The 12,965-nt window shown below is 42.5% G+C and carries 13 protein-coding genes and 1 pseudogene; 8 read left to right on the top strand and 6 right to left on the bottom strand.

The genetic code is table 11. From position 1 onward, the window contains the following. Window positions 1-335: 335 nt before the first annotated feature. Both RMZ43_RS00375 and RMZ43_RS00370 read left to right on the top strand, forming a co-directional pair. Window positions 336-2,447 (top strand): TIGR00300 family protein, encoded by a 2,112-nt coding sequence (locus RMZ43_RS00375; RefSeq protein WP_322652962.1) that lies wholly within the window; start codon window positions 336-338, stop codon window positions 2,445-2,447. 124 nt (window positions 2,448-2,571) lie between these two features. Further along, window positions 2,572-3,090 carry a DUF2085 domain-containing protein gene (locus RMZ43_RS00370; RefSeq protein WP_322652961.1) on the top strand — a complete coding sequence of 173 codons (519 nt, stop codon included), beginning with the start codon at window positions 2,572-2,574 and terminating at the stop codon, window positions 3,088-3,090. A gap of 214 nt (window positions 3,091-3,304) precedes the next feature. Here RMZ43_RS00370 and RMZ43_RS00365 read toward each other — a convergent pair. Next, a pseudogene (locus RMZ43_RS00365) lies at window positions 3,305-4,110 on the bottom strand (Rpn family recombination-promoting nuclease/putative transposase). Window positions 4,111-4,309: 199 nt separating this feature from the next. After that, window positions 4,310-5,182 (bottom strand): S-methyl-5'-thioadenosine phosphorylase, encoded by an 873-nt coding sequence (locus RMZ43_RS00360; protein WP_322645635.1) that lies wholly within the window; start codon window positions 5,180-5,182, stop codon window positions 4,310-4,312. 329 nt (window positions 5,183-5,511) lie between these two features. On the opposite strand from RMZ43_RS00360, the gene RMZ43_RS00355 reads away from it, so the two are divergent. Then, a complete protein-coding gene (locus tag RMZ43_RS00355) occupies window positions 5,512-6,636 on the top strand; it encodes a metallophosphoesterase family protein (RefSeq protein WP_322645634.1) in 1,125 nt (374 codons plus the stop codon). 158 nt (window positions 6,637-6,794) lie between these two features. Here RMZ43_RS00355 and RMZ43_RS00350 read toward each other — a convergent pair whose 3' ends face one another. Then, window positions 6,795-7,226: a nucleoside deaminase gene (locus RMZ43_RS00350; protein ID WP_322652960.1), complete on the bottom strand. Its 432-nt coding sequence runs from the start codon at window positions 7,224-7,226 to the stop codon at window positions 6,795-6,797. A 14-nt stretch (window positions 7,227-7,240) separates the two neighbouring features. Between RMZ43_RS00350 and RMZ43_RS00345 the strand changes: the two genes are divergently transcribed. Beyond that, entirely contained in the window at window positions 7,241-8,164 is a 924-nt protein-coding gene (locus RMZ43_RS00345) for a nucleoside hydrolase (protein WP_322652959.1), read from the top strand. 27 nt (window positions 8,165-8,191) lie between these two features. Here the strand turns inward: RMZ43_RS00345 and RMZ43_RS00340 are convergent, their stop codons facing one another. From RMZ43_RS00340 to RMZ43_RS00330, 3 genes are all read right to left on the bottom strand, one after another. Beyond that, window positions 8,192-8,452, bottom strand: a complete 261-nt coding sequence (locus RMZ43_RS00340; protein ID WP_099101510.1) for a hypothetical protein — start codon at window positions 8,450-8,452, stop codon at window positions 8,192-8,194. 15 nt (window positions 8,453-8,467) lie between these two features. Continuing rightward, window positions 8,468-8,797, bottom strand: a complete 330-nt coding sequence (locus RMZ43_RS00335) for a flavoredoxin (protein WP_322645631.1) — start codon at window positions 8,795-8,797, stop codon at window positions 8,468-8,470. A 186-nt stretch (window positions 8,798-8,983) separates the two neighbouring features. Further along, complete coding sequence (locus tag RMZ43_RS00330; protein ID WP_322645630.1) at window positions 8,984-9,538, bottom strand: NUDIX hydrolase; 555 nt, start codon at window positions 9,536-9,538, stop codon at window positions 8,984-8,986. Between the two features lie 126 nt (window positions 9,539-9,664). Here RMZ43_RS00330 and RMZ43_RS00325 point away from each other — a divergent pair, with 126 nt between their 5' ends. From RMZ43_RS00325 to psb34, 4 genes are all read left to right on the top strand, one after another. Continuing rightward, window positions 9,665-10,717, top strand: coding sequence for a dipeptide epimerase (locus tag RMZ43_RS00325; protein ID WP_322645629.1), 1,053 nt, complete (start codon window positions 9,665-9,667; stop codon window positions 10,715-10,717). After that, complete coding sequence (locus RMZ43_RS00320) at window positions 10,701-11,747, top strand: DUF1611 domain-containing protein (RefSeq protein WP_322645628.1); 1,047 nt, start codon at window positions 10,701-10,703, stop codon at window positions 11,745-11,747. The genes RMZ43_RS00325 and RMZ43_RS00320 overlap by 17 nt, the downstream gene beginning before the upstream one ends. Window positions 11,748-11,930: 183 nt before the next feature. Continuing rightward, window positions 11,931-12,254 (top strand): hypothetical protein, encoded by a 324-nt coding sequence (locus RMZ43_RS00315; RefSeq protein WP_322645627.1) that lies wholly within the window; start codon window positions 11,931-11,933, stop codon window positions 12,252-12,254. A 498-nt stretch (window positions 12,255-12,752) separates the two neighbouring features. Continuing rightward, the gene (psb34, locus tag RMZ43_RS00310) at window positions 12,753-12,923 is read left to right on the top strand and encodes a photosystem II assembly protein Psb34 (protein ID WP_322645626.1); all 171 of its coding nucleotides are present in this window, start codon (window positions 12,753-12,755) and stop codon (window positions 12,921-12,923) included. The last annotated feature ends 42 nt before the right edge of the window (window positions 12,924-12,965 follow it).

Below are 12,965 nucleotides of genomic sequence, written 5' to 3'. Positions count from 1 at the left end.
TTTTTCATCTAATTAAAGTATATTTTGGCTCTACTTGTGCCACTTATTAGGCTAAATGATATTAATTTTTAACCTACGAGCAATATTTTAAGGCAGGGGGCAGGAGGCAGGGGGAGAATATTAATGACCAATGACTAATGACTAATTACTTTTGCCACCTTCTGTACTTATTACTATCTACCAGTAATAGAATTAATAGTGAACCCTTTGTAAAACCTTCAACTATCAAAAGATAGAAGCTCTAGTAACAGATTCTATCGAATGTCAGTAAATCGAAAATCTCTATCCCTCTGTATCCCAAATAGGCTAGCATATAAAACGCTTGTAAGATTTTTATGACTTCCCGTATTCGCTTTTTGATGTGCCCTCCTGACCACTACGATGTGGACTATGTGATTAATCCTTGGATGGAAGGAAATATTCACAAGTCATCGCGCGATCGCGCCGTGGAACAGTGGCAGGGACTACACCAGATCCTTAAAGAACACGCCATTGTAGACTTAGTACCACCTGAAAAAGGTTGGCCAGATTTGGTTTTTACCGCCAACGCTGGCTTAGTATTAGGGAATAATGTCGTCCTCAGTCGCTTTTTGCACAAAGAACGTCAGGGAGAGGAGCCTTTCTTCAAACAATGGTTTGAGGCAAATGGTTATACAGTCAATGAACTTCCCAAAGATTTGCCCTTTGAGGGAGCAGGGGACGCACTGCTGGATCGAGAAGGACGCTGGTTATGGGCGGGATACGGTTTCCGCTCGGAATTAGATTCTCACCCTTATTTAGCTAAATGGCTGGATATTGAGGTGCTATCCCTGCGACTCATAGACGAACGTTTCTATCACTTAGATACCTGTTTTTGTCCTTTAGCAAATGGCTATTTGCTATATTATCCAGGCGCTTTTGATGCTTACTCTAACCGCTTAATCGAAATGCGAGTCGCACCCGAAAAGCGAATCGCACTTGAAGAAGCTGATGCAGTCAACTTCGCTTGTAATGCGGTGAATGTAGATAGCATCGTCATTATGAACAAGGCGAGTGAGGCTTTGAAAACCCGCCTTGCAGATGTAGGTTTCCAAGTGCTGGAAACACCGCTTACCGAATTTCTCAAAGCTGGCGGTGCGGCTAAATGCTTAACTTTGCGGGTAACAGAACCAGTTAGAGATGAACTTCATGCTAATGTCTCGGTAGAAAGCCGTGTCATCCGCATGGAAGGACACTTGCTCGACGCAGGCTTAATTAACCGCGCTTTGGATTTAATTATAGACGCTGGGGGAAGCTTCAAAGTCCTGAATTTTAACTTGGGAGAACAGCGTCAAAGTACCTCAGCCGCCGAGGTTAGGGTATCAGCGCCATCCCATGAGGTGATGGAAGAAATCATCTCTCGGTTGATTGATTTGGGTGCTGTAGATTTACCGCATGATGAGCGAGACGCAAAACTTGAGCCGGTAATTCAAGACGGCGTTGCACCTGATGATTTCTACGTTAGTACAATTTATCCCACCGAAGTCCGAATTGATGGCCAGTGGGTGAAGGTGGAAAATCAACGGATGGATGGTGCGATCGCAATTACCCAAACCGCTAATGGCCTAGTTGCTCGGTGTAAAATACTACGCGATTTAAAAGTTGGCGAACGAGTAATTGTAGATGTGTTAGGTATCCGCACCATCCGCAAAACTGAATCGCGCGAACTCCGCAGCACCCAAGAATTCAGCTTTATGTCGGCGGGAGTTTCCAGCGAACGGCGCGTGGAATTGGTTGTTGAGCAAGTCGCTTGGGAATTGCGGAAAATCCGCGATGCTGGTGGTAAGGTAGTTGTCACGGCTGGCCCGGTAGTGATTCATACTGGTGGCGGCGAACACTTGGCGCAACTGATTCGAGAAGGATACGTGCAAGCGTTGCTGGGTGGTAATGCGATCGCAGTTCACGACATCGAGCAAAATATCATGGGCACTTCCTTGGGTGTAGACATGAAGCGGGGTGTTGTAGTGCATGGTGGACATCGGCATCACCTGAAGGTAATTAATAGTATCCGCCGTTATGGCAGCATTCATAAAGCTGTGGAAGCGGGGGCAATTAAAAGTGGCGTGATGTATGAGTGTGTCCACAATAATGTGCCTTTTGTGCTTGCGGGATCGATTCGGGATGACGGGCCTTTGCCTGATACCGTAATGGATTTGATTCAAGCACAGGAGAAATATGCTAAACACCTAGAAGGTGCGGAGATGATTTTGATGCTGTCATCAATGCTGCACTCGATTGGCGTAGGGAATATGACTCCGGCGGGAGTGAAAATGGTGTGTGTGGATATTAATCCAGCTGTGGTGACTAAGTTAAGCGATCGCGGTTCTGTAGAATCGGTGGGTGTAGTGACAGATGTGGGATTATTCTTAAGTCTGTTGATTCAGCAGTTGGATAAGTTGACAAGTCCTTATGTTAATAAGGTAGGTTAAGAGGACGTAGACGGGAAACGGTGAGCCAGTCCGGTGGACGGGTTCCCCGGCATAAAGGATCTGGCGAACCCGTAGGGCTTCCCGCAGGGTACCGCAAAGACGCAAAGGGCGCGAAGAAAGGAAAATGACAAGAGTAGCTTTCACTGAAGAATTGCAGGTTAATTGGGTAAGTTTGATTGCTGATTTCTTGTTGGTAGGGATGGTTTTTGGCCCGCCTATCGCTCCCTTTTTGGCTGCGTCTGGAGTGTCTTTGCTTCCTGGGATTGCGGACATCATTTATTTCATGGGTAATCATGTATGTCCGCAACCAGATATGGGGTTAGATTTAGCACCACCGTTTATTATGGCTGTGTGTATGCGCTGCTACGGCACTGTCACGGGTTTGCTGATTACTCGTCTGTTGTATGGGATAACTGGTGGTAAAGGTTTTTACTGGCTGAATCAGTATGGCTGGAGTGGTGTAGCTTTAGCTAGTGTGCTAATGATGGCTTATCCTTTGGAATTGGCAGCACAGATTTTCGGTTTGTGGAGTTTTAATAATTATCTGGTTACGCCTTTTGGATTAATTACGGGTTTAGCGTGGGGATTGTTTGCTATGCCGATTTTGCATGGATGGCGAGGTGCTAATATTCAAGACGAATAAATTCGTCGTTGGTACTTCCTTGACACATCTGTGCTTTTGCTCTAATTTAAAAAACTATATCTCAATACGGTTCAGTTAAGGCTAAAACTCTTTGTCAAACTCAATTTTTTTAACGAACCGCCAAGGACGCCAAGGACGCAGAGAGAAGAAAGAAATGCTTAACTGAACTGTATTGAACTATATCTGACTCGGAAAACTCCCCAATTCTGCTGTACTAACTTTGATTTTGCGCTAACCAAGCTTCTAAATGGGTTAAACTCGAAAAATCAAGTAAAGCCTCTGCTAAATCATCCAACTGTGTTGAGTCTAAAGCTTGAATTTTTAATAGCTGTGCAGGTGCAACAGTTCCGACTTTACGGCGAAGTAGTCGGATAACAATCGATAAAGCTTTTTCCTGCTGGATATCCTGATAAATTACAGACTCGCGCATAGCATCACTCCGTAATAACCTTTTAATCAGTTCCTTGTTTAATACTAACCCTAAGCTTTGACTGCCGTTGACGCAGCAATATTACTTTGTGTTCGGGTATCGTTTATTCGCTCAATAGCTTCAGCAACCTGTTGCAATGTTCGCGTTTTATCCTCAGTTCGACTGAGAGTTGCAAACGGTAACAAACCAGGAGTATTTAAAAATATTTCGCTTGGTTGTTCCCAAAGACGAATAACTCCAAATTCATGACGGGTGTTTTCTAAAACAAAAGCTGTTTGTTGGACTAATTCAGATGTTGTGGGTTGCAGGTAAATGACAACTTGATGCATTCGCTTTCGGGGAAATTTGCGATACACCCTTAATCGATAATCAGTCATCCGAAAGGGAATTTCGGCTTTTGCTTCGGTTTGAAATTCGATATGCAGAACAATTTCGTCTGACTGTAATAGAATTAACGCATCTGCTCGAATCGGTTCGAGGGATAATTCTGATGGACTGAGTTGGGTAAGTGCAATAGATTCGCCAAGTAACCAGGTGGCAAAATCGCCTGAAAATGACTCTGCTAAAAAGCGACAGACGTTATCAAACATAGATGGATATTATATTAGCGAGGTCTTGTCTGTCATTTGCCATTAGTTATTTTGTAAGAATTTAGGAGACGCGATTAATCGCGCCTGTACAAAAATTAGAAGTCAGAATGACTGGAAAATTAAGGGTGGTAAAGCTGCTTAATTTCCTTCAAATTATGAAATTAGGGTTTCCAATTTTTATAAATTCTGAATTCTTATACTACAAATACTTCTGCAACAATAACCCTAATTTTTCCTTCGTCGCTGCTGGTGCTTTATCTAACTGAGTCAAAATTGCATACTGCAACGCCGAATGCGCCTCACTCGGCGGCGGATTTTCACTCAACCGCCGCACAGTTTCTTGAATAACCTTTTGAGCATTCGCAGCATTTCGCAACAAATTGGCAATTACCAATTCTACTGTCACACTGTCGTGATCTGGATGCCAACAATCATAATCTGTCACCAAAGCTAAAGTTGAGTAGGCAATTTCGGCTTCCCTTGCCAACTTCGCCTCTGGTAAATTCGTCATCCCAATGATTGTTGCATCCCAGCTGCGGTAAAGATTCGATTCCGCCTTGGTGGAAAAAGCCGGCCCTTCCATGCACACATAAGTACCGCCGCGATGGAGAGTAACTTCTGGTAAATTGAGAGATGCGATCGCATCTGCCAACACACCAGCCAAATTCTTACAAATTGGATCGCCAAAGGCAATGTGAGCAACAATTCCCTCACCAAAAAACGTTGAAATTCGGTTTTTCGTTCTGTCAATAAACTGATCTGGCACTACCATATCCAATGGTTTCGCTTCTTCCTTCAAAGAACCCACAGCACTAGCTGAAATTAAATACTTCACACCCAATTGCTTCATCGCATAGATATTAGCGCGAAACGGTAACTCAGAGGGTAACAGTGTGTGATTGCGACCATGACGCGCCAGAAAAGCTACCCGTGTACTATCTAAAGTCCCCAGAATCAAAGCATCTGATGGTGAACCGAAGGGGGTTTGGATATGCACCTCTTCTATATCTTTGAGCGCGTCCATTTTATACAGACCACTACCACCAATAATCCCAATACTAGCTTGAGCCATGATCCTGAACCTGTTCCTTGCTGATCTGCTAAGTTATTTTACCGAAAAGGTGAGTAGCAGAGAAACCAACAAACAAAGCGATTGCATTTCGTGTCGCTAACACTATTGAATTATTACCCATTAGTTATTGGCTGATGCTAATTTCCGATAATTTTTACAGATTAATGGTTATATTCAGCTTTTAAATTAATTGTCAGCATAGCGTTTAATCTATGCTCAATGTATACAAATATTAAGTAAATGCACTCCTGAGCAGCGAAACAAAGCAAGCGTTATACTTTTGAGAAAAGGCTTGTTTTAACCTCTGCTTTTAACATTTTCATAAATCAATGGCTCTCAATTTTCGCTTTGCGGTAGTCAGTGACTTACACCTGGCACTTCCCCATACAATCTGGGATCATCCCAATCGGTTCCATCTAGTAGAAGTCAGTATCTCGGCGTTTCAAAGTGTACTAGAACATTTAACACAACTTGATTTAGATTTCTTGTTGTTACCAGGAGACTTAACCCAGCACGGCGAACCAGAGAACCACGCCTGGTTGCAACAATGTTTAGCCCAGCTACCTTTTCCCGTCTATGTTGTTCCTGGCAATCATGATGTTCCTGTGCTATGGGCTGATCAGCAATCAATTGCTTTTGCGGATTTTCCCTACTATTACACAAAGTATGGCTATGAAGATCCACAACAGATTTACTATATTCGTCAGTTATTGCCTGGAGTTAAGCTGATTGGGCTGAATTCTAACTCCTTTAATGACCAAGGTGAGCAGGTAGGGTGTTTGGATGCCAAACAGCTACGGTGGTTAGAAGAGGTGCTGGCGGCATCTGTTGATGAATTAGTTCTGGTGATGGTGCATCATAATGTAGTGGAGCATTTGCCCAATCAATCTAACCATCCACTGGCAAATCGATACATGTTGTCCAATTCAGCAGAACTGTTGCAGTTGCTAAGGCGCTACGGAGTCAAACTAGTATTTACGGGGCATTTGCACGTTCAGGATATTGCTTACTCAGATGGAGTATATGATATTACCACAGGTTCTTTAGTAAGCTATCCTCACCCTTATCGGGTGCTAGAGTTTCATCGAGATAACCAAGGTAAAGAATCGTTGCAAATTTTATCTCATCGGGTTGAGTCATTGCCTGAGTTCCCCGACTTGCAACAGTCATCGCGGCAGTGGATGGGCGATCGCTCTTTCCCATTCTTAATCAAGCTACTAACTCACTCTCCATTAAACTTACCATTATCACAGGCAAAAAAATTAGCTCCTAGTTTGCGCGAGTTTTGGGCAACTATTGCTGATGGAGATGCACTATTAGATTACCCCCACTTTCCCCTAGAAGTGCGACGTTACATTCAGTCTTATGGTGCATTGGCGCAGCAAAACCCCGGTATGGCTACTAATGCAACTCTGACGCTGATTGATAATAACAGCACACTTTTGCTAGGTTAGGAGTGATGAGTGTCCGTGTGAAGGTGACTTTTTAGATAGCGATCGCTCTTACTATAATTCTCCTATCAAAAGTCACTAAGACACCGGCTACTCTTGTACAGACGCGATTAATCGCGTCTCTCTTGTACAGACGCCGATTAATCGCGTCTCTCTTGTCTCTAATTACCGATATCTTCATTCCAAAGTTGGGGGTTAGTTTCAATAAACTCACTCATCATTTGTTCGCAATCATCAAGATTAAGATCAATTACTTCCACACCGTGAGATACCATAAATTCTTTAGCACCAGGAAAAGTTCTGGATTCTCCAACGATGACTTTTTTAATTCCAAATTGTACTACTGCCCCAGCGCACAGGTAACACGGCATTAGAGTTGAATAAAGTGTAGTACCTCTGTAGCTGCCAACTCTCCCAGCATTGCGGAGACAATCGATTTCCGCGTGGGTTACAGGATCTGCGTCTTGCACACGTTTATTGTGTCCTCTGCCGAGAATTTTGCCATCCTTAACGAGAACCGAACCAATGGGAATTCCCCCTTCTTGTCTGCCTTGTTTTGCTTCTTGAATAGCAGCTTCCATAAACTCATCCATATAATTCTCCTTTTATGACAAAACAACTAGTATTAATGGATCACGATGGCGGTGTAGATGATTATTTAGCAACTATGCTGCTGTTGACGATGGATCATATTGAACTCCTTGGTGTTGTTGTTACTCCAGCAGATTGCTACATTCAACCTGCTGTTAGCGCCACACGTAAAATTATAGATTTGATGGGATTTTCTCATATCCCGGTAGCAGAAAGTACTGTGCGCGGTATCAATCCATTTCCTACTCTCTATCGCCGCGATTCGTTTATCGTTGACCATCTCCCCATTCTCAATCAAAGCCAAACCATTACTACGCCTTTGGTTGCCGAAACAGGTCAAGATTTTATGATACAGGTGTTGCGGGAGGCATCAGACCCCGTAACGTTGATGGTAACTGGGCCTTTGACAACGGTTGCAGTGGCGTTAGACAAAGCACCAGATATTGAAGCCAAGATTCACAAAATTGTGTGGATGGGGGGTGCATTAAATGTTGGTGGCAATGTAGAAAAAAGCTTAGAAGCAGGACAAGATGGTTCTGCCGAATGGAATGTTTATTGGGATGCGGTTTCAGCAGCGCGGGTATGGCAAACGCAAATTGAAATTATTATGTGTCCTTTGGATTTAACTAACAATGTCCCAGTCACATCGGAGTTAGTATACAAAATGGGACGACAACGCCACTACCCAATTTCTGATTTAGCCGGACAATGTTATGCACTAGTTATCCCCCAGGATTATTATTTTTGGGATGTGTTGGCAACAGCTTATCTGGGACATCCAGAATTTTATCAATTGCGCGAGTGGGAAACAGAAATTATCACCACTGGTATTAGTCAGGGGCGTACTAAAGTAGTTCCTGGTGGTCGGAAAATTTATGCAATGGATAAAGTAGATAAAGAGGCTTTTTATGCTTACATCTTGCAGCAATGGGCAAGATAAAAACTAAAAAATTAGGTGCGTGCATACTCAAACTTGTGCCTGCACAACAAAATCTTCAACTTGTCTGATTCGATCCCAATCAATGGCAGCAACCCACAACTTCTCCTCTTCGGAGAACTGCACCACTCCATCAACTTCCAAATCCTCGCTATATATAGTGAGTAACTGCCCATCTCGTAGCTCAATACTTTGATTCGCCAAGTCTTCGATTGTACCAATACAGTTCAAACGCAAACGCCCTTCAGCATCAGCATTATGAAAATCTGCAAAAACTCTAGGAGTAATCATTCTAGGTGATCCAAACTATAACTGCTGCTTTATTGGATTTGGAACAGTAGGTGTAAGGAGTTGACTAACTTGCTGCGGGTTTAAACCCCTTAATGTTGCATGATTAGCACTTCTACCGGATGTTCGGATTACATCACCACCTGCTTGGCGAACCTCGCCAACTGTTGTTACACCAATCTGCCCATGAGGAATACTCAATGCCAACTCCGCTACTGACGATCCTACTGCACATTCTACAGAAATTCCTGTTATGCCACTAGGATGAGTAGCTATTCCACGTCGAATATCCTCTGGACGATTACGCCCTCCCCGAACTACCAATGCTTCATCTGGAATTATCGTCACAAGTATAGTGTTTTTGATTAAAGATTGGAATTTGTCCGGTACTCATGGATTGCATTGTATGCTACAAATTTAAAGAATTGTTAGGCTGCTATGCGTAACTATATGTCAATTGAAGTAGTTGAAATTACCCAAAGTTTAAAACTGTCTCAAGCATCATTCTTGCTAAAACCAAAAAAGCTATATTAATTATTGAGAAGTGATAAACTTTAAACCTAAGAAGAGAGCGGCTATAGTTCCTGCAACACAAATCTCTCCCTGAATAATTTTGTCTAAAACTGATTCTACGGGAATTAATACAACTTCAATCTCTTCTGTAATATCTAATTGTTGCTCTCCAATTTTGCTCACATTCTCTGCTAAAAATAAATGTATTTTATTGGTATCTTTACTCGGCTTATCGTATAAAGTTCCGATTTTTCTAATTATTTGGGAAATATAACCCGTTTCTTCTCTCAGTTCTCTAATTGCTGCTATTTTTGCACTCTCTTTTGTTGGGTCAAAATTGCCTGCTGGCAGTTCTAAGAAAAATTCACCTACTGCATGTCTGTACTGCCGGACAAAAATTATCTCTTTATTATTAGTAATAGGTAAAACCATCGCAACGTCAGGCTTAATACTGACAAAATAATCATCTATAATTTTCCCATTCGGTAATTCTATTTCATCTTGCCTCACCTGACACCAAGGATGATCTAAAACCATTTTTGATTTTAAAATCTTCCATTTTTTTAAGTCATTCATAAATAAAAATAATGTATAAAAACTTCAGTCATCAAGCAATGAATGTAAAAAAGTATAACAGATGCATCTAATAATCTAAACTTTGAACTTACACTGGCTTTGCATAACATAATATGTATAAGAAGTATGCAAATAAATATAAAGTTATTTACAGTAAATAAAAGGTTTCCGTTGACTATTAGTCGAGGTACAACGGCACAGACAACTAATGTCTGGGTGAGAATTTCACATGATGGGATCGAAGGCTGGGGGGAAGCGTCGCCATTCGGTGTGGGTAATCATCGGCAATCAACTGATACAATCAAAGATGCCCTACAGCAAGTTGTTTCATTTTTGGAAGGATTCAGCCCTTTACAACGACAAGAAATTGAACAAGTTTTAACACAAAACCAGGTTCCTTCTGCTGCAAGAGCGGCGTTAGATATAGCAATGCATGACTGGTTGGGTAAGCGCGTAGGATTACCCTTATGGCAAATTTGGGGACTCGATCGCAACCAAATAGTCCCGACTTCCGTCACAATTGGGATTAATTCACCAGAAGCAGCCAGGGCTAGAGCGCGAGACTGGTTACAATTTACTGATGTCCGCCTTTTCAAGGTAAAGCTGGGTAATCCAGATGGCATAGATGCAGATAAAAAAATGCTCTTAGCAGTGCGAGAAGAAGCACCTAAATTAGAATTTTTTGTTGATGCCAACGGGGGCTGGAGTTTGGAGGATGCGATCGCAATGTGCAATTGGCTAGCTAATTTAGGTATAAAATATGTAGAACAGCCATTGCCACGGGGGCAGGAAAAAAGTTTAGCAAAACTCAAAGAACACTCTCCCCTGCCCATCTTTGTCGATGAAAGTTGCTTCACAAGCTCCGATATTCCCCATTTGGCAAACTACGTGGATGGTATTAATATCAAACTGATGAAATCAGGGGGGCTAACTGAAGCAATGCGAATGGTACATACAGCGCGAGCATATCGGTTGCAAGTAATGTTTGGTTGCTATTCTGACAGTTCCCTAGCTAATACAGCAGCATTACAGCTAGCGCCACTAGCTGATTATCTAGATTTAGACAGTCACCTCAATTTAATTGATGACCCTTTTATGGGTGCATTGCTAAAAGAAGGAAAAGTTTTGCCAAACGATTTACCAGGTTTGGGGGTACACCACAGTGCAACTATCACTTAATCAACGAGTAGCTATCTTGCTGCATGAAGGAGTTATTGGGCATCACGGCAAAACAGGGTTAGCAATTTTACGTTACAGTCAAGCCCCAATCGTAGCCGTAATTGATCGCGAGTGTGCTGGCAAATCCCTACCAGAATTAACCAAAATCAAGCGTGATGTCCCAATAGTGGCATCGGTAGCCGCAGTCCTAGAATACAAGCCAGAAGTCTTGGTAATTGGCATTGCTCCAGGAGGTGGTGCTGTACCAGATGATTACTGGTTGGAAATTAAAGGCGCTCTAGAAGCTGGAATGTCGCTGGTAAATGGTTTACATACACCAATGGCGAACATACCAGAGTTAAATGCACTGTTAAAACCAGGGCAAGTAATTTGGGATATACGCAAAGAGCCACCTAATATAAGTGTTGCTAGTGGAATGGCACGTACCCTTTCCTGTCGGCGGGTTTTGACAGTGGGAACCGATATGGCGATCGGTAAAATGTCAACTAGTCTAGAGTTACATTGGGCAGCAAAACAGCGAGGTTGGCGTTCTAAATTCCTCGCCACCGGTCAAACTGGCGTGATGTTAGAAGGGGACGGAGTGGCTTTAGATGCCGTGCGGGTAGACTTTGCCGCCGGTGCTGTAGAACAAATAGTTATGCGCTATGGCAAAAACCACGACATCCTGCACATTGAAGGACAAGGTTCACTGCTACATCCTGGTTCAACAGCAACCTTACCCCTAATCCGTGGTTCGCAACCAACCCAACTGCTGTTAGCACATCGCGCAAGACAAGTTCATGTACGTAATCATCCCCATGTACTAATTCCACCTTTATCAGAAGTGATTCGGCTTTATGAAACTGTTGCTAGCGCTGGTGGTGCTTTTGGAAGTGTTCCTGTAGTGGGGATAGCGCTGAATACAGCCCATTTAGATCAGTCTGCCGCAGAGGAAAGCATTGCTCAAACAATAGCAGAAACTGGGCTACCTTGCACAGATGTAGTCCGCTTTGATGCCAATGTGCTTTTGGATGCGGTAATGAATAATTAGATGTAGATTTATACTTCATCTAAAAATAATAGGACTTACGCACTGTACAAAAATACTATCTTGTGTATTAACGGAATTTGGTCGTTTCAAGCTTTTGACGACAACTTCAGATAGAGAGCGATCGCTGTTTCAAGAAAAAACCTGGATTTCTCCAGGCAAGTATCAAAAGTAGGGGTTACAACCATGAAATCCGATCACCCTAGACCCAGCAATTTCAATCATAAATTAAATGCTCCTAAAGCATTTGTGCTTAGGGCAGCAAATGCCGAACAAGAGCAGCAGTTTCATGCACTGCTAAAACATGTGATGACTGCCGTGAGTAAAGACAGTAGCAATAATGTTGCCATCGTAGCTATAACTGCAATGTTTTTTGCTTTGGCGGTGATGGTTTTAAAACCATCAATACCTGTTCCGCCAGCGATTATGCAAAGCAATCCCACTACCACAGTGACAACTCATCAAGAGCAAATTCAACGAATAGATGATGATGGTGATGCAGAGTCTTAGTCGAAGCGCGAGCGCTTGTCGAATAAACAGGCGATCTCCAACCAGAAAAAGTAAAGCGATCGCCCGAAGTCTACCACGTCGAAGGTTCGATGTGACGAGCTTCGCACCTTGGTTAGTAGGACTTACGCACACTCTATGAATTCTCGGCGCTCTTGGCAGTTCGATAAATTAAGCAAAGTTAGCAATTTTTGCGTAAGTCCTGAATAATTGCAATAGATAGAGCGCTAAATGTGATTACTAGTAGAGACGCGAAATCACTACGCTAACGTGTTTCTAATTTGGATTTTAGATTTTGCGATTTAAAAAATTTCGTAAAGGCATAGCGGTGAGCCAACAGATATGCCGCTTTCGGCGGCTGGGGCAGCTTCGCCTAAATCCCCTATACCTGATAAGCAACTTTTATTAAATCCATCAGTCTTTTTTTGTCAAGTACTCTTGACGTTTTGTAACAATATTGTTAAATTTAGTTACATAAACAAACAAAAAAGAGAAAAAACTATGTACACCACCACTAACGAAGACGGCGTTCTCAATAACTACGCATCTGAACCCAAAATTTACTACGCTGAGTACCCAGCAATTTGGGAACAACGTAAATATGTTTTACAGGGTCTTTTTGCAACTTTAATTGTTACAACTTTAGTTTTAGTAGGTTTTAGCGTTAGCTAAGATTTTTTAAATTTCGGTATTGCTGTATCTCATCGTCATTCG

The organism is Nostoc sp. CmiVER01 (assembly GCF_034531135.2).
Lineage (GTDB): Bacteria > Cyanobacteriota > Cyanobacteriia > Cyanobacteriales > Nostocaceae > Nostoc.
This window is presented reverse-complemented; position numbering and strand designations above follow the sequence as displayed.

What these genes read in the sequence shown, in the direction of transcription:
- RMZ43_RS00375 (WP_322652962.1), top strand. Translation starts at nt 336, where the DNA reads ATGACTTCCCGTATTCGCTTTTTGATGTGCCCTCCTGACCACTACGAT.
- RMZ43_RS00370 (WP_322652961.1), top strand. Translation starts at nt 2,572, where the DNA reads ATGACAAGAGTAGCTTTCACTGAAGAATTGCAGGTTAATTGGGTAAGT.
- RMZ43_RS00360 (WP_322645635.1), bottom strand. Translation starts at nt 5,182, where the DNA reads ATGGCTCAAGCTAGTATTGGGATTATTGGTGGTAGTGGTCTGTATAAA.
- RMZ43_RS00355 (WP_322645634.1), top strand. Translation starts at nt 5,512, where the DNA reads ATGGCTCTCAATTTTCGCTTTGCGGTAGTCAGTGACTTACACCTGGCA.
- RMZ43_RS00350 (WP_322652960.1), bottom strand. Translation starts at nt 7,226, where the DNA reads ATGGATGAGTTTATGGAAGCTGCTATTCAAGAAGCAAAACAAGGCAGA.
- RMZ43_RS00345 (WP_322652959.1), top strand. Translation starts at nt 7,241, where the DNA reads ATGACAAAACAACTAGTATTAATGGATCACGATGGCGGTGTAGATGAT.
- RMZ43_RS00340 (WP_099101510.1), bottom strand. Translation starts at nt 8,452, where the DNA reads ATGATTACTCCTAGAGTTTTTGCAGATTTTCATAATGCTGATGCTGAA.
- RMZ43_RS00330 (WP_322645630.1), bottom strand. Translation starts at nt 9,538, where the DNA reads ATGAATGACTTAAAAAAATGGAAGATTTTAAAATCAAAAATGGTTTTA.
- RMZ43_RS00325 (WP_322645629.1), top strand. Translation starts at nt 9,665, where the DNA reads ATGCAAATAAATATAAAGTTATTTACAGTAAATAAAAGGTTTCCGTTG.
- RMZ43_RS00315 (WP_322645627.1), top strand. Translation starts at nt 11,931, where the DNA reads ATGAAATCCGATCACCCTAGACCCAGCAATTTCAATCATAAATTAAAT.
- psb34 (WP_322645626.1), top strand. Translation starts at nt 12,753, where the DNA reads ATGTACACCACCACTAACGAAGACGGCGTTCTCAATAACTACGCATCT.